At 51.1% G+C, this 15,429-nt stretch carries 13 protein-coding genes; 9 read left to right on the top strand and 4 right to left on the bottom strand.

What is annotated here, in order from left to right; genetic code table 11:
- Positions 1-65: 65 nt before the first annotated feature.
- A complete protein-coding gene (gene hemQ, locus AC0MA3_RS12820; RefSeq protein ID WP_379159175.1) occupies positions 66-824 on the bottom strand; it encodes a hydrogen peroxide-dependent heme synthase in 759 nt (252 codons plus the stop codon).
- A gap of 221 nt (positions 825-1,045) precedes the next feature.
- Here hemQ and AC0MA3_RS12815 point away from each other — a divergent pair, with 221 nt between their 5' ends.
- The 3 genes from AC0MA3_RS12815 (at position 1,046) to dnaI (ending at position 4,127) form a co-directional block, all read left to right on the top strand.
- Positions 1,046-1,342: a YuiB family protein gene (locus AC0MA3_RS12815; RefSeq protein WP_219212640.1), complete on the top strand. Its 297-nt coding sequence runs from the start codon at positions 1,046-1,048 to the stop codon at positions 1,340-1,342.
- A 265-nt stretch (positions 1,343-1,607) separates the two neighbouring features.
- On the top strand, positions 1,608-3,152 hold the full coding sequence (locus AC0MA3_RS12810; protein WP_474656494.1) for a replication initiation and membrane attachment family protein: 1,545 nt from the start codon (positions 1,608-1,610) through the stop codon (positions 3,150-3,152).
- An 18-nt stretch (positions 3,153-3,170) separates the two neighbouring features.
- Complete coding sequence (gene dnaI / locus AC0MA3_RS12805) at positions 3,171-4,127, top strand: primosomal protein DnaI (protein ID WP_474656493.1); 957 nt, start codon at positions 3,171-3,173, stop codon at positions 4,125-4,127.
- A gap of 156 nt (positions 4,128-4,283) precedes the next feature.
- Here dnaI and AC0MA3_RS12800 read toward each other — a convergent pair whose 3' ends face one another.
- Complete coding sequence (locus AC0MA3_RS12800) at positions 4,284-4,439, bottom strand: YqzM family protein (protein ID WP_379159188.1); 156 nt, start codon at positions 4,437-4,439, stop codon at positions 4,284-4,286.
- Positions 4,440-4,787: 348 nt separating this feature from the next.
- Here AC0MA3_RS12800 and trxA point away from each other — a divergent pair, with 348 nt between their 5' ends.
- Positions 4,788-5,105, top strand: coding sequence for a thioredoxin (gene trxA / locus AC0MA3_RS12795; protein ID WP_036701616.1), 318 nt, complete (start codon positions 4,788-4,790; stop codon positions 5,103-5,105).
- Between the two features lie 222 nt (positions 5,106-5,327).
- The gene (uvrC, locus tag AC0MA3_RS12790) at positions 5,328-7,385 is read left to right on the top strand and encodes an excinuclease ABC subunit UvrC (protein WP_474656492.1); all 2,058 of its coding nucleotides are present in this window, start codon (positions 5,328-5,330) and stop codon (positions 7,383-7,385) included.
- 82 nt (positions 7,386-7,467) lie between these two features.
- Here the strand turns inward: uvrC and AC0MA3_RS12785 are convergent, their stop codons facing one another.
- Entirely contained in the window at positions 7,468-9,159 is a 1,692-nt protein-coding gene (locus AC0MA3_RS12785) for a CPBP family intramembrane glutamic endopeptidase (protein ID WP_474656491.1), read from the bottom strand.
- A 245-nt stretch (positions 9,160-9,404) separates the two neighbouring features.
- Between AC0MA3_RS12785 and AC0MA3_RS12780 the strand changes: the two genes are divergently transcribed.
- Both AC0MA3_RS12780 and AC0MA3_RS12775 read left to right on the top strand, forming a co-directional pair.
- Positions 9,405-10,763 carry a TrkH family potassium uptake protein gene (locus AC0MA3_RS12780; protein WP_474656490.1) on the top strand — a complete coding sequence of 453 codons (1,359 nt, stop codon included), beginning with the start codon at positions 9,405-9,407 and terminating at the stop codon, positions 10,761-10,763.
- Between the two features lie 15 nt (positions 10,764-10,778).
- Positions 10,779-11,450, top strand: a complete 672-nt coding sequence (locus AC0MA3_RS12775) for a potassium channel family protein (RefSeq protein ID WP_379159201.1) — start codon at positions 10,779-10,781, stop codon at positions 11,448-11,450.
- A gap of 113 nt (positions 11,451-11,563) precedes the next feature.
- Here AC0MA3_RS12775 and AC0MA3_RS12770 read toward each other — a convergent pair whose 3' ends face one another.
- A complete protein-coding gene (locus AC0MA3_RS12770; RefSeq protein WP_379159204.1) occupies positions 11,564-12,463 on the bottom strand; it encodes a LysR family transcriptional regulator in 900 nt (299 codons plus the stop codon).
- Between the two features lie 399 nt (positions 12,464-12,862).
- Here AC0MA3_RS12770 and AC0MA3_RS12765 point away from each other — a divergent pair, with 399 nt between their 5' ends.
- Together AC0MA3_RS12765 and sdhA are read left to right on the top strand one after the other, a co-directional pair.
- On the top strand, positions 12,863-13,528 hold the full coding sequence (locus AC0MA3_RS12765) for a succinate dehydrogenase cytochrome b558 subunit (RefSeq protein ID WP_474656489.1): 666 nt from the start codon (positions 12,863-12,865) through the stop codon (positions 13,526-13,528).
- 89 nt (positions 13,529-13,617) lie between these two features.
- On the top strand, positions 13,618-15,360 hold the full coding sequence (gene sdhA / locus AC0MA3_RS12760; RefSeq protein ID WP_379159210.1) for a succinate dehydrogenase flavoprotein subunit: 1,743 nt from the start codon (positions 13,618-13,620) through the stop codon (positions 15,358-15,360).
- The last annotated feature ends 69 nt before the right edge of the window (positions 15,361-15,429 follow it).

Raw genomic sequence — 15,429 nt, 5'->3', positions numbered from 1 at the left:
CCAAATAAAGGGAAGGCCGCCTCTATGAGCAACCTTCCCTTATGCACTTCGTATATTCTCTGCTGCTACAGCTTCAGCATTTCTTCAAAGCTGTCCGGTGTCAGCAGATTGCCGACATAGAACGGGCCGAATTCGCCGTAGCGGGCACTGACCTCATCAAAGCGCATCTCATAGACCAGCTTCTTGAACTGCAGGGCATCGTCGGCAAACAGAGTGACTCCCCATTCCCAGTCGTCGAACCCGACGGATCCGGTAATGATCTGCTTCACTTTGCCGGCATATCCACGGCCGATTAATCCGTGCGAATACATCAGCTCGCGGCGCTTCTCCATATCGAGCATATACCAGTTGTCGGCAAGCTCGCGTTTTTTGTTCATCGGGTAGAAGCAGATATGCTTCATTTGCGGCAGAACAGGCTTCAAGCGGGCGGCAACATGCGGATTCAGCATAGGATCACTGCCATCTCCGGCGCTTCCGCCAGCAGCATAATTGCTGAGCTCAACGATACTGACATAGGAATAGGACTTGCTGGTGTATTGGGCAAAGGCGATTTTGTTAAAAGCGGTCTCAAGCTGGTTCAGCGCTTCCAGGCTTTCCCGCAGGAACATCATCACGAAATCAGCCTTCTGGCCGACAATGGAGTACACTGTGGTGCTTCCTTCCTTGGCTTCCTCAACTGGACCCCACTCCTGCATAAAGGTATGCAGTTCTTCCAGGGCGACAGCCCGTTCTTCATCATCGGCAGCCGTCCAGGCCGTCCAGTTCAAAGTGCGGAAATCATGGAGGGCATACCAGCCTTCCAGTGTCAACGCGGCTTCGTTCATGTATTCTCACTCCTTGGCATAAGTTTATATGTACATCCGCTTAATCTATTTGCATTGTATCGCATGCGGGCAGGCAGAGCAAACGCGCAACTTCTGGATTTGTCGTGTGAAGAGCCGAGATGAAGATAATGTTCATTGCTTCGCTACATTTTTTCTAGTAAACTTACTATTAATTAAGGTTTGCTGTGCGGTTCTTTATAGAGAGAGGGGATGGCGGTACGATGGGGTTTATTCCTGTATTTGTTCTGGCCGTTTTGTTCTTCGTGATGATGTTTGGCATTGGCTTTATTCTTAACATGTTAATGAAGACCACATGGTTCCCGGCCTATCTGTTTGTAATTGTGATCCTGCCTGTGGTCGTCTATTCGATCTGGGACCGGAGCGCGATGACTCTGTGGGAACATCTGTCCACCTTCCATGTCGTGGATTACCTCACTGGCATTGCGGGTCTCGCCGGAGCAGTGCTCAGCGGCTGGACGATTCAGAAGCTCAGGCTCGGCGGCTACAAAATGTTCTAAAATGTTCTAATGAAGGGTTTTGCGCGCATACAGAGCGGCTACTGTCCTTACCCAAGGATGGAAAGGCCGTTTTTTCTTGGATATAAGTGGGGAACAGAAGAGAATTTCCGTATTTTCCGCTAGCAGAAGCAATGGATAATAAGCTGTCGATATCAGGGGGATAAGCACTGAATTTGGACTTTTTTTTACATTTCCGGGCGGAAGTTTTGTGATAGAATAGAAATCTAAATGGATTCGTGTAGAAAAAGAGGGAGGTAATCCGCAGATGCGCATGAGTAACCTGCATCATTTCACCGAACATCATCGGTACTGCGTTTCCCGCGAATTCGGTCTAAGCAGTCTAGATGCACGTATGCTGGGCTCGGTCTACCAGCCGATGGTTGGCGCTTTTGCCATCAGTCTGTACCGTCTGCTGTTTGAACATATTCCGGCTGAAGCAATCGGCTATTCTCCGGTAGAGCAGCAGCGTCGTCTATTCATGACGCTGGGTGTGGAACCGAATGAGAAAGGCCGCAAATATTTAGTAGATCAGGCTTCCCGGCTGGAAGCGGTGGGACTTCTGCAAACCTGCCGGATCTTTGTCGCGGAAACTGATGATTATATGTACGAATACGAACTGATGCCGCCGCTGTCGCCGGCTGATTTTTTTGCGACCCAGCATTTAACACTGCTGCTCCGTGACAAGATCGGTAAATTTGCCGTGCTGTCACTGCGCGAGCAGTTCTGGAACCGTGAACCGGAGGAATGGAGCCGCCGGTCGATCGGCAAAGAAAATATTTCCCTGCCCTTTTATGATATCTTTCAACTTAATACCCATGTGATCGATTATGAGCTGGAGCAGGCTTTGGCTGAGGTAGCATCGGTCAAGCAGCCCGGCATGCGTGAAACCGGAGAACCGGCTATCGGTTATAGTGATATCATTCTGCGGTTTCCACGCGAGTCGGTTAACCGGGTTCATGTCGAGAAGCTGCGTTTTGACCATACCCAGATGGGAATGATCAACTATGTGGCTCATAAGTATGAGCTTAGCCCGCAGGACTTATCCCGTCTGCTGGATGAAGACGGAGTATTCACGCCGGATGGTGAAGTAATTCTGGATGCACTGCAGTATAAGGCGAGCCAGCATTTCCGCCAGGATATGAAGAGGCAGGAGAAGCGGGAGATTGCCGCAGCGAAGGTAGTAGCTCTGCGCTCTACGGCTGCCGTGGAAGGCGATGATTCTACCGCACCGCTGGAGCAGTCGGTCGAAATGGAATATTATGTGGAGGTACCTCCGCAATTCTTGTCCAAATGCGACATTCACCAATATAATATGATGCTTCGCAATGAGCCTTATACACGTCTGCTACAGACTTTTTTCCCTGGCGCGGTGCCTACACAGCTAATGGATACTTTTGAGAAGATTGATCTGAATTATAAGCTGAGCGGTGAAGTGATTAATGTACTCATCCATTATCTGATGACCATGGTCGCCTCCGGAGGCGATCAGCGGATGAACCGCAACTTCGTGGAGGCAATTGCTTCGAATATGCTGGTCAAACAGGTGAACACCTATGAGAAGGCTGTCCGGTATATCCGTGACCAGACCAAGGTCAAGGGAAAAGGTGCCGCTACAGGGTCCACGGCATCAGGCGGAACGCGCCAGCGCAGCTACAACAAAGCCGGAGGGCGTTCCGGCAAAGCGGAGATTCCGATTGTGCTGGATGATGGCAGCGCGGGGACTGTATCCGAAGAAGAGTTCGCGGCGATGATGAAGAAGGCGGCTGAGATCAAAGCCAGCAAGAAAAAAGGCGTATCCAAGACGCCATAATGAAAGCGAGGTGCGGCAATGGAGTCTATGGGCGAAGTGCTGCGTTCGATGAACAATTCCGCGCTCCGTCAGCGCTCCCGTGATCTTGAGCAGAACCTGCTGAACCATCCTTTGGTGAAGCAGCTTCAGGCCGAGCATCCCGAGCTGGACGAGTCGCGGCTGCGGCTTCACTTGAGCCGCTTGTACCAATATGTAGAAGAAAGCCGCAACTGTGCGAACTGTCCGGGTCTGGAGAAGTGCCCGAATGATTTTCAGGGTCATTACAGCAAACTTACCGTAGAGACGGTTAACGGTACGACAGATCTGTATGAACGGAAGACCGCCTGTAACCTGAAGATTGCACAGGATAATCAGGACAGCATCCGCAAGCGCATCCGCAGCTTTTATGTGGACGAACGCGTGCTGAGCGGCGGATACGATGAGATTGACATTATGGGCAAGGACCCCCGCCGGGTCTCTGCCGTTAGTAAGATATTTGATTATATTGCCAGTGCCAAAGAGAATGGCCTGACCTCTCGGGGGATTTATCTGCAGGGCTCCTTTGGAACAGGCAAAACATTTCTGATGTGTTATATGCTGCATGAGCTGGCCATTGCCGGGTACAGCGGCGTGATCGTATATATGCCGGATTTCATCGAGGAGCTCAAACTGATTATGATGGACAATCAGAAGCTCAAAGAAATGGTGGATACAATGAAAAATTGTGATCTGCTGATCTTTGACGATATCGGGGCAGAGAACCTTAATCCCTGGGCTCGTGATCATGTGCTGGGTGCGATTCTGAACCACCGGATGAACCGCAAGCCAACCTTTTACACTTCAAACTATCCTCTAGACGGGCTGGAGAAGCATCTGAGCATTACAAGTAAAGATGGTGAAGAAACCTACAAAGGCCAGCGCCTGATGGACCGGATTGCTCCGTTTGTGGACGTAATTCCGCTTCACGGGGAGAATCAGCGGGGAACGAGCAGATAATGATGAATGGGTGCTAGCGGCAGCCATAGAAGTACAGCGGTGCTCCCGAATCTGTAGTCCGGGAGCACCGCTGTTTATTTTATCAAGAAGATGTATGTGCAAACAAAAATCCGGCCCCCTCCCTAACTGGAAGGACATGCCGGATTGAGTGTCCGCTTACTCGGACAAGAACTTGATAATTACCATTCCAAAGAATACGACCGTCATAAATCCCGTCATTCCGAAGAAACCAGTCATCAAATCGCCCAGATCATTCCGTGGTTCCTCGTTCACATGCTCCCGCGGATCACGTGCTTGTGCGTTGACATCCATCTTTTTTCCTCCTTGCAGTTGCATGACTGCAATTAGTGGGTTACAGTTAGACGTGTGAGAGAAGTCATTGACAATTAATGCGCTTTCCTCAAGTATACGAAGTCCCTGGAATGTTGTAAAGCAAAGACTGCAGTGGAATATTTGGTTTTATACAATTTAATTTTATGAAACATTACACAAAATCACTATAAATATGTTATACTGTGGATGTGTCGGTAAATGGTAATCTGGTTATCATATTACATGAAACATTTTATACGTTATAATTTCGGACTGAATTCGCCACACTAGGCTTATGAGTTATAGAAGCGGATGCAGCTTCGTACAACTTAAAGGAGGAACAATATCATGGCTATCGTGAACGTGTCTGACCAATCCTTTGTGAATGAAGTTGAAGGTCAAGGTACTGTAGTAGTAGATTTCTGGGCACCTTGGTGCGGCCCTTGCAAAATGCTTGCCCCAATTCTGGAGGAATTGTCCACCGAGCTGGGTGACGATGTGAAAATTGCCAAGCTGAACGTGGATGAAAATCCGGAAACGGCTTCCCGTTTTGGAGTCATGAGCATTCCTACTCTGATCTTCTTCAAAGACGGCCAACCAGTGGATAAAGTTGTGGGTCTGAACTCCAAGGATTCTCTTAAGAATATTGTAGCTAAACATCAGTAAGAATAATGATGTTGTAATCCCCGGGGCATCTGCCCTGCCGCCTAAGCGCCTTCGGTTTATCCGAAGGCGCTTTGTGCGTCGGATCGAAACATCTGCGCTTTTGAAATATACGGATGCTGTTGGGATCAGAAGTAAGCTGTATTCTTAGTTTGGGGTTGAACCCATAGTCGCTTATAATTTAAAATTAAGCCATCACGGTGTTGTACAGCTGGGGGAGAAATCATGGATTATATGGATAATATCCGTAACAAACTGGCATTATTGCCCGACCTGCCCGGGTGCTATCTAATGAAGAATGAAGAGGGCACTATTATTTATGTAGGCAAGGCCAAGGTGCTGAAGAACCGGGTCCGCTCTTATTTTACAGGCAGCCATAACGGCAAAACCCAGAGGCTCGTCGCCAATATTGTCGACTTTGAATATATCGTTACGTCCAGCAACATGGAGGCACTCATTCTGGAGTGCAATCTGATCAAGGAACATATGCCGCGCTATAATGTGCTTCTGAAGGACGACAAGACGTTCCCGTATTTGAAAATTACGAATGAAGCCCATCCGCGCCTGGAGGTTACGCGCCGGGTGATTAAGGATAAAGCTAAATATTTCGGCCCGTATCCGAATGCCTATGCAGCCCATCAGACCAAGAAGCTGCTCGACCGGATGTATCCGCTGCGCAAATGCGGTGTAATGCCCAAGGAAGTCTGCCTGTACTACCACATGGGCCAGTGTCTGGCACCCTGTGAGAAGGAAGTGCCAAAATCTGCTTACGAGGAGATTACGCAGAGTATTGCCGGTTTCTTGGGAGGCGGTCATGACGAGGTCAAGAAGGATCTTCAGAAAAAGATGCAGGAAGCCGCTGAGGAGCTGTATTTCGAACGGGCCAAGGAGCTTCGCGACCAGATCATCCACATTGATGCCCTGATGGAGAAGCAGAAGATCAATACGGCGGACACCAAAGACCGCGATGTATTCGGATATGCCGTGGACAAGGGCTGGATGTGCGTGCAGATCCTGTATATGCGGCAGGGGAAAATGATCCAGCGCCACTCCTCAGTATTCCCGTTCTATGGGGAAGCGTACAGCGATTTCATCTCCTATGTGACGCAGTATTATAGTGAAAACCCGGCACTGCCGCAGGAAATCCTGCTGCCGGATACTGTGCTTGAAGGCGCAGATAGATCAGGCAAGCTGCAACTGGCTGTTAGTGGTGAGGCTGAAGAGGCTGACGCTGAAGATGCGCCGGATACTATGGCGGAGCTGGCTGCCGAAGATGCCATGGAAGCCAGAGAGGCCGGAGAACATGCTGGAAGCACGGTAGTCGGCGAAGCGCTGGAGGCCGGTAAAGGTGAAGCTGTAGTGAAAGCGGCGCTGGACGCTGCAGAACATGAGTCTGAAGCGGCTGCGGAGGGAACTGTCGATGCGGCTGGCGGCGCAGCTGCGCTGCAGGAATGGCTCGGCGTCAAGGTGCTGGTGCCGCAGCGCGGCCTGAAGAAGCAAATGGTCGGAATGGCATGCCAGAACGGCCGGGTGGCACTGGATGAGAAGTTCCGCCTGATCGAGCGGGATGAGGAACGTACTTCCGGCGCAGCCAGCAGTCTAGGCCAGAGCCTGGGGCTGGATTCGCTTAGCCGGATTGAGGCTTTTGATAACTCGAATATTCAGGGAACCAACCCGGTGTCCGCAATGGTTGTGTTTATAGACGGCAAACCGGCGCGTAAGGAATACCGTAAATACAAGGTCCGCTCAGTACAGGGACCGGATGATTACGAAACGATGCGTGAGGTGATCCGCCGCCGCTACGAACGCGTGCTGAAGGAGAACCTGCCGCAGCCGGATCTGATTGTGGTCGATGGTGGGAAAGGGCAGATCTCATCCGCCATTGATATTCTGCAGAATGAGTTGGGGCTGTACATCCCGGTCTGCGGTCTCGTGAAGGACGACAAACACAGAACAGCTCAGCTGCTGGTCGGAGATTCCGGCGAACCGGTGAGTCTCGCGCGGGACAGCCAGGAATTCTATCTGCTGCAGCGTATTCAGGATGAGGTTCACCGGTTTGCGATTACGTTCCACCGCGAACAGCGCGGCAAATCGATGGTGACCTCGAAGCTGGACTCCATTCCGGGCATCGGGGAAAAGCGGCGCAAGCTGCTGTTGAAGCATTTTGGCTCCCTCAAAAAAATCAAGGAGGCCACTATCGAGGACTTCCGCCCGCTGTCGATCGGCGACAAGCTGGCTGCACAGATCCTGGATGCGCTCAAGGATGAAGAACCGTCATTATAATGAACTATAATAATAGTATGAAGCAGAAACGGCTGAACTTTCCTTAACAAAGGAGGCTCAGCCGTTTTTTGTGCTTTTTGAGTTAGACTACTGGATTAACAGGCTCTGCATATTCCGCTTTGCGGGGCGGATTGAACCGGTACACGATATAACCCACGATGAAGGGCAGCACAATGGTGACAATACCAGCACTGATATTTACGGGTTCCTTCATGAAGATCAGGGTGGCGCCCATCAGGATGCTGTCAAACACTACATGGCTGAACATGGCCGCAATAAAGCCATAGCGCAGGAAAATGTAACTGAACAGCAGGCCGATTACAGTCAGCTCAATCGGCCGTGAGCTGATGGGATAGATCGGATACAGGGTATGTCCGAACGCCCAGACCAGTGTGGTGATCAGAGAGGCGAGAAAGGTGCTGCGGACGATTTTTTTAACCATGCGTATACCAAACAGACGGTAGATGGCTTCTTCGGACAACCCGGCAAGCCAGGCTACAATGGGCAGCAGCCAGGCATATCTCATATTGTAAGGAGACTGGCTGGCATCTGTAGTTGACCAGTTATGCAGTGTATACGACAGAATAATGAACATGATCGTCTGTACACCAAGCAGGATAAAAGCCCAGACATAACCGGCACGCATACTGTCCAGCACATACCGGCCATACCCCGGTTCTTTGGCTCGCGGCCAGGGGTTCAGACTTTCTTCTTTTCGCCAGAGGCCATTTCCTCCGACCAGCGAGAAGTAGAGCATCAGAGACATAAGCAGACTATAGAAAATATAGAAGATGAGCGTAATAATCGCCGTTAAACGGCTCTGCAAGCTGTCTCCACTAGCCTCCGGAAGCATATTATAGGTGCTGACCAGCATGATTACAAAATGGGCGGAGCTGAGGAAAATCCCCCGCTTGAACGAAGTGTGCCCTCTGCGCAGAATGCTGTAGATCAAAGCCAGAATGCCTAGTGCCAGTGTGGGTACACCGTAGCCGAGCCCGGTGAGCCAAGTGGCCAGGGATGTTTGATCTTTGACATAGTTGACATGCCAGGCGGGAGCTGAAAATCCAGCCCGGAAATACGAGATTTGCTCCTGCTGGAATTTGAAGCGGTATTTCAGCTGCGACTCTCCAATCTTAACGGAGCTGTCGGTATAGATCAGGTCATAATTGTCACTGCCGGCCTGGATTTGCAGCTTGGAGGGATTAGCTCCCCAAGACTGAAGCCACGGGCTTGCGAGGTTCTCCTTCTGCTCGAGCGAAAGCTCCTGCTCGCTGGCTGTACTTACATTGCCGGAAAGAGCGGCAGCAACTGTCTTTTCCGTGTCCGTGCTGAAGCCGGAATCTTCTCCGCGTCCGAAGCCTACGACTTTGCCGGTATACATATTAAGATCCACCGACAAAATGGGAATGGCTTCGCCGGGGGCATACAGTACGGCATGAAAGACATCAAACGGATAACGCTGATCCAGCTTCTCTTTGGAGTATTGCTCCAAAAGCTTTTCCCGTGACATATAGCCGTAGAAGGAAGAGTCGGTCCGGTAGCTTACTGCCCACTCTTCCCCTGTGGATTCCTGGTGGCCAAGCTGCTTGGCTGCGAATACGGCGGCTTGCTCGCGGGCCTCATTCTTGCTGATGGGGGTGGTGTCAGACTCACCGTTCCCGAGGAGCTGGGGGACGATCTGGAACATAATGAACACGATGAGACCGATAATACCTGCAAGAATGAGTCTGGTAGTAAGGGGCCGCTGCTGTAGGGGCTGGCCGACGGAATTCATGAAACGCCTCCTTGTGGATATAAATAATGCTGTTATTTTTCATTATAGTATTACTGGCAGGCCTTTTACAAAAAAATACTGTATTATCTTTTTACGTGAAGAGAGCCTAGCTTATGCTTGTTATGTCTGTAAGGCTTCCTTTTGGGAGCTTTAGAACTCCTGATATAAAATGAACCTTTGTGAAGTTGGGGAATAACGATTATAATTTGTATGTTTAAAACGTAAGTTGCGAAAGGATGAGAAGTTTGGCTTCACCAATTCCAAAAATTACAAATTTCAGATTTCTGAAGCTATCTCCGCCTCAGATTCTGGTGTTCGGCTTTGCAGCCGTCATTCTGATCGGAACCTTGCTTCTGATGCTTCCTGTGTCGAGTACTTCTGGAGTATCGCTCAAATTTATTGATGCCTTGTTTACTGCAACTTCGGCAACCTGCGTAACCGGACTTGTGGTAGTGGATACAGGAACGTATTTCACTGTGTTTGGACAAATAGTCATTATATTGCTTATACAGGTTGGCGGCTTGGGCTTCATGACGATGGCGACCCTGTTCGCACTGGTGCTGAAACGCAGAATCTCTCTTCGTGACCGGCTGATTCTTCAGGAAGCCATGAATCAGAGCTCAATGGAAGGCATTGTGCGGCTGATCCGCAAGGTGCTCATCTATTCACTCGTCATTGAAGCCGCGGCTGCCGCGATTCTCTCCCTGCGCTGGGCATTTGATATGCCGCTTGGTCGGGCTATCTATTTTGGTATTTTCCATGCGGTATCGATGTTCAATAATGCCGGGTTTGATATCTTTGGAGACTATCGCAGCTTGACTGGGTATGTACACGACCCTATCGTCAATATCGTGGTCATGTTCTTGATCATTTCCGGGGGGATCGGTTTCATCGTTATGTCCGATTTGGTGGAATTCCGGCGCACGCGCAGGCTGTCTCTCCACAGCAAGGTGGTTCTGTCGATGACAGCGGCGCTGATTGTACTCGGAGCAGTTGTTATTTTTGTTTTTGAATTTACGAATTCCCGGACTATGGGACCGCTGAGCTTTGGCGGTAAAGTCTGGGCGGCCTTCTTTCAATCCGTGACCCCGCGCACCGCCGGTGCGAATACAGTGGACATTGCCGGTCTTCGGCAGGCTTCACAATTTTTTATCGTCATTCTGATGTTCATCGGTGCTTCACCAGGCTCCACAGGCGGGGGGATCAAGACGACAACCTTCACCTTGATGATTGGTGCAGTAATCTCGATGCTGCGCGGACGCGAGGATATTGTCTTGTTCCGCTACCGTCTTGCACAAGAACGTGTATTCAAGGCGCTGACGATTACGCTGCTGGCGCTTCTGCTGGTTGTGTCCGTATCCATGATACTGTCTACCACAGAGGACCGGGCATTTCTCATGATACTATTCGAGACTACCTCGGCCTTCGCTACCGTTGGCCTCAGCATGGGGCTGACTCCGGAGCTGAGCCTATTCGGTAAAATCCTGATTTGTCTGACCATGTTCGCCGGACGGCTGGGGCTTCTCACACTGGCGTATGCAATTGGTCCAAAACAGGGTAAGCAATTATATAAATACCCGGAAGGCAAAATGATAATTGGATAAGGAGTTACGGATATTATGAAAGCACAGCAGTTTGTCATCATCGGCCTTGGCCGTTTCGGCTCAAGCCTTGCCCTGGAACTCATGGCCATGGGCTACGAGGTACTCGGAATTGACCATTATGAGGAACGCGTAGAGGAAATGACCGGCCAGCTGACGCATGCGGTCGTAGCGGATGCCACGGATGAGGGGATCATGCGCTCACTGGGTGTACGCAACTTCGACTGCGGCATTGTAGCCATCGGAGACAACATGGAGCGCAGCATTCTGGCGGCGATTCTCCTGAAGGAGCTGGGTGTGAAGCAAGTGGTGGCCAAGGCGATTTCTATCCTTCACGGGCGGGCGCTGTCCAAACTTGGCGTAGACCGGGTGATTTTTCCGGAACGGGATATGGGTATACGTGTCGCTCATCAGCTGACCACACCCAACCTGCTGGATTATATTGAACTCTCCAAGGATTACAAGGTGGTCGAGCTGACTGTTCCCGCCTGCATGGATGGCAAAAGCTTGTCAGAGCTCAACACGCGGGCTAAATATGGCTGCAGTATTATTGCCCTAAATAAGGAAGATGGCGTTATTGTCGCTCCTACAGCCCACGACCATGTGCATCAGGGCGATATTATGGTGGTCATCGGTTCCAACGCGAGCATCGTGGAATTTGAGGATGAAGCGGTGAATGTGGAGCATTGAGTCACTGCTAGTTACTTAATATAATTGAAACACAAACAAACGCCCTATTTGCTTCCGGGCGTTTTGTTTGTGTTTAGACCAAGATTGGAGTGTGACCTTGCTCAGTCCCTCCTTTATTCCCGCCCCGGCAGGAACACGGCCTCGGTTACCTGTACCAGGCAGCGTGCAGCCGTGCTGAGGCTCCCGTTGCTTGGGTAGATCAGGCAAGTCGTCCGCTGGGTCTGCTCCAGCTCCTTGATGTGCAGGGAGACCAGTCCGCCGCCGTTCAGCAGTTCAGAGCGCAGATATGACTTCGGCAACAGCGCTGCGGCCTTGATCGTTGGCAGCAGCCGGACGATCGCCTCGAAGGAGTCGATCTCCATGCGCACATCGGGATCGGTACCGCTGCGCTGAAACAGCTCATCGGTCATGCGGCGGTACCAGGTGCCCTTGGAGAAGAGGATCATCGGCAGCCGGGAGAGATCGCTCATGGTGAGCTTCCCGGACAGTGCCAGCGGGTGATGCTCGGAGACGACCAGACGGAGCTGATCCTCGAACAGAGGGATGCAGCGCAGACCCGGCTCTTGAGTAGCGGACGCGATAATTCCAAGATCTGACCTGCCCTCGCTGACCGAGGAGACAATTTCATGCGTCTTGCCGGTGATCAGCTTGAGCTCGGCCGCCGGGTATTTCTCCATGTAGGCATTCACCAGCGGCGGCAGTGTGGTCTGGAGTGTCGTGAGGCTGGCACCTAGCGTTACAAGCTGGGGTTCCCCTTCCTTGAACTTCGATAACGCTTCCAGAAATTTGGCGCGCTGCTGCCTTTGCTCCAGCGCATAGGTATAAGTAAGGCGCCCTACCTCAGTCAGCTCCAGCCGCTTGCCGAACCGGTTAAAGAGTGCAACGCCGAGCCGCTCCTCCAGCTTGGAGATTTTGCGGGAGAGGGCGGGCTGGGACAAATTCAGCTGGCGCGAGGCGCGATTCAGGCTGGAATGCTCCACGACGGCAGCAAAAATGTCCAAATCATCAAACATAAGCAATCCTCCTAGAAATCTATATGGAAAGTGATAAATGACATATCCGTTATAAGGAAGTAACCAGTGCCAGCAACGGATATCAAGGATTTTCCGGAAATTATTACACTCTAAATGAGAATTATTATCACATTAAATCTATTCTTATGCGTTTATTGTATAACGTTTAATAATTAGATTGCAATTCCCTTATAAGAGAAAAAGGAGTAACATGAAAGTTGACACAAGATATTCACATATTGTGAAAGATGCAGCAATGTCCGGGAAAACAATGAATAGCGGTGAAAATAGACATTTTGCGGGCTCCCGAAGCCCCTGGCCCCCTGTTTCAACTGTACTCCCGGCGGTGTATGCTCATTAATGAAAACGCTGTTTTATATCGGAAAGGGGACACTTTGCATGAGAGGATTTTATTCCAGAAAGATTCATTCCTTGCTTGGCGTTATCCCGCTCGGGTTCTTTTTCCTGGAGCACATGCTGACGAATTTCTCAGCAGTTGAGGGAGGCGCTTCCGGTTTCACAGACAGCGTGTTGTGGCTGAACAGCCTGCCGCTCGTCTTCTTCCTGGAATTGTTCGGCATATGGCTGCCGCTGCTGTACCACGGGGTCTACGGACTGTATATTGCTTATCAGTCCAAGCCAAACCTGAACCGCTTCAACCTTGAACGGAACTGGCGGTATACCCTGCAGCGGATCACCGGAGTGATTACCTTCATCTTCATTGTCTGGCATCTGTACGAAACACGGTTTCAGGTGGCAGTCGGCAAAGTGGAGCACGAAGAGCTTGGCGGTGTCATGCATAATATCGTTACCCAGCCGCTGCTGCTTGCCGTATATATCATCGGTATCCTGGCAGCCTGCTTCCACTTCTCGAACGGTCTTTGGTCGTTCCTGATCAGCTGGGGGGTTACCGTGGGTCCGCGTTCCCAAAGAGTATCCTCTGTTATCTGTCTTGGTCTTTTCGTGATTGTCAGCTTCATGTTCCTGTACTCCCTGGTCACTTTCCGGGATGATGAATTCCAGGCTACGGCTTCGGCGGTACAGTCGCTGCGCAGTCTGATCTAAGAAATGTAGAAACCGCGTCCAGCTACGGACGAACTTTAGGATTCAATATACAAGTGGAAATTCTGCATAACAATTAGGAGGGAACAATCATGGCATCAGCCGATATCATTATCGTGGGCGGAGGGCTTGCCGGCCTGATGGCTACCATCAAGGCGGCGGAATCCGGCGCGCATGTGCATTTATTCTCCCTTGTTCCTGTCAAAAGATCGCATTCGGTCTGTGCGCAAGGCGGCATTAACGGTGCGGTGAATACCAAAGGCGAGGGTGACTCGCCTTGGGAGCATTTCGATGACACCGTATACGGCGGCGATTTTCTCGCCAACCAGCCTCCTGTCAAGGCTATGTGCGAAGCGGCGCCGGGTATCATCCATCTGATGGACCGGATGGGTGTGATGTTCAACCGCACGCCGGAGGGTCTGCTTGACTTCCGCCGGTTCGGCGGTACGAAGCGGCACCGGACAGCTTTTGCAGGTGCGACGACCGGCCAGCAACTGCTGTATGCACTGGATGAGCAGGTTCGCCGCTGGGAAGCCGAAGGCATGGTTACCAAAAGTGAGAACTGGGAATTCCTCTCGGTGATCCTGGACGATGAGCGCGTATGCCGCGGCATCAGTGCCCAGAATCTCAAGACCATGGAGATTCATACCTTCCCGGCAGACGCGGTCATTCTGGCGAGCGGCGGTCCGGGGATTATTTTCGGCAAAACGACGAACTCCGTGATCAATACAGGAACAGCAGCCAGTGCTGTATACCAGCAGGGTGTGCATTACGCCAACGGCGAATTCATTCAGATCCATCCGACCGCCATTCCCGGGGACGACAAGCTGCGGCTGATGTCAGAATCGGCGCGCGGAGAGGGCGGACGCATCTGGACCTACAAGGACGGCAAGCCGTGGTACTTCCTGGAGGAGAAATATCCTTCTTACGGGAACCTGGTGCCGCGCGATATTGCTACCCGGGAGATTTTTAATGTATGTGTGGACCAGGGGCTGGGAATTAACGGCGAGAACATGGTGTATCTGGATCTCTCCCACAAAGACCCGAAGGAACTGGATGTGAAGCTGGGCGGTATTATCGAAATCTATGAGAAATTCATGGGTGATGACCCCCGCAAAATCCCAATGAAAATCTTCCCGGCTGTGCATTACTCCATGGGCGGCATGTGGGTCGACTATAACCAAATGACCAATATTCCCGGTCTGTTTGCGGCAGGGGAATGCGAATACCAATACCACGGTGCGAACCGGCTCGGCGCGAACTCGCTTGTATCTGCGATTTATGGCGGCATGGTCTCGGGACCGAAGGCTGTGGAATATATTAAAGGGCTCAAGAAATCGGTGCAGGATATTTCCTCTACTGTATTTGACAGCTTCCATAAGACGCAGACGAATAAATATGAGTCTCTGCTTGCGATGTCCGGCACAGAGAATGCCTATGTCATCCACAAAGAGCTGGGTGAGTGGATGACCGCCAATATGACGGTCGTGCGCGAGAACACCAAACTTACAGCCACCATCGGCAAAATCAAAGAGCTGAAGGAACGTTACCGTAACATCAACATGAACGATACGTCCCGCTGGAACAACCAGGGTGTTGCCTTCACCCGCCAGCTCTGGAACATGCTGGAGCTGTCGGAGGCCATGACCCTCGGAGCGCTGCTCCGCAATGAGAGCCGCGGTGCGCACTATAAGCCGGAATTCCCGGACCGCAACGATGAGGAGTTCCTGAAGACTACCAAAGCCAGCTGGACTGCGGAAGGTCCGCAAATCTCTTACGAAGCAGTGGATGTGTCACTGATTCCTCCGCGGGTACGCGATTACTCGAAGGACTGATTAGGGTCAGCAGGATACAGATTTATTGAACGCTCTGATGCTACCCAGGCCGTAGCATTTTCTAAAATT

This window comes from Paenibacillus sp. LS-5, from assembly GCF_056121505.1.
The sequence above is the reverse complement of the archived record's forward strand: the minus strand, read 5'-3'. Positions and strand labels throughout refer to the sequence as shown.

Excerpts from the sequence above, each read along its gene's own strand:
- AC0MA3_RS12800 (WP_379159188.1), bottom strand. The coding sequence starts at position 4,439 with ATGGATGTCAACGCACAAGCACGTGATCCGCGGGAGCATGTGAACGAG.
- hemQ (WP_379159175.1), bottom strand. The coding sequence starts at position 824 with ATGAACGAAGCCGCGTTGACACTGGAAGGCTGGTATGCCCTCCATGAT.
- sdhA (WP_379159210.1), top strand. The coding sequence starts at position 13,618 with ATGGCATCAGCCGATATCATTATCGTGGGCGGAGGGCTTGCCGGCCTG.
- AC0MA3_RS12785 (WP_474656491.1), bottom strand. The coding sequence starts at position 9,159 with ATGAATTCCGTCGGCCAGCCCCTACAGCAGCGGCCCCTTACTACCAGA.
- dnaI (WP_474656493.1), top strand. The coding sequence starts at position 3,171 with ATGGAGTCTATGGGCGAAGTGCTGCGTTCGATGAACAATTCCGCGCTC.
- AC0MA3_RS12770 (WP_379159204.1), bottom strand. The coding sequence starts at position 12,463 with ATGTTTGATGATTTGGACATTTTTGCTGCCGTCGTGGAGCATTCCAGC.
- AC0MA3_RS12775 (WP_379159201.1), top strand. The coding sequence starts at position 10,779 with ATGAAAGCACAGCAGTTTGTCATCATCGGCCTTGGCCGTTTCGGCTCA.
- trxA (WP_036701616.1), top strand. The coding sequence starts at position 4,788 with ATGGCTATCGTGAACGTGTCTGACCAATCCTTTGTGAATGAAGTTGAA.
- AC0MA3_RS12765 (WP_474656489.1), top strand. The coding sequence starts at position 12,863 with ATGAGAGGATTTTATTCCAGAAAGATTCATTCCTTGCTTGGCGTTATC.
- uvrC (WP_474656492.1), top strand. The coding sequence starts at position 5,328 with ATGGATTATATGGATAATATCCGTAACAAACTGGCATTATTGCCCGAC.
- AC0MA3_RS12810 (WP_474656494.1), top strand. The coding sequence starts at position 1,608 with ATGCGCATGAGTAACCTGCATCATTTCACCGAACATCATCGGTACTGC.
- AC0MA3_RS12815 (WP_219212640.1), top strand. The coding sequence starts at position 1,046 with ATGGGGTTTATTCCTGTATTTGTTCTGGCCGTTTTGTTCTTCGTGATG.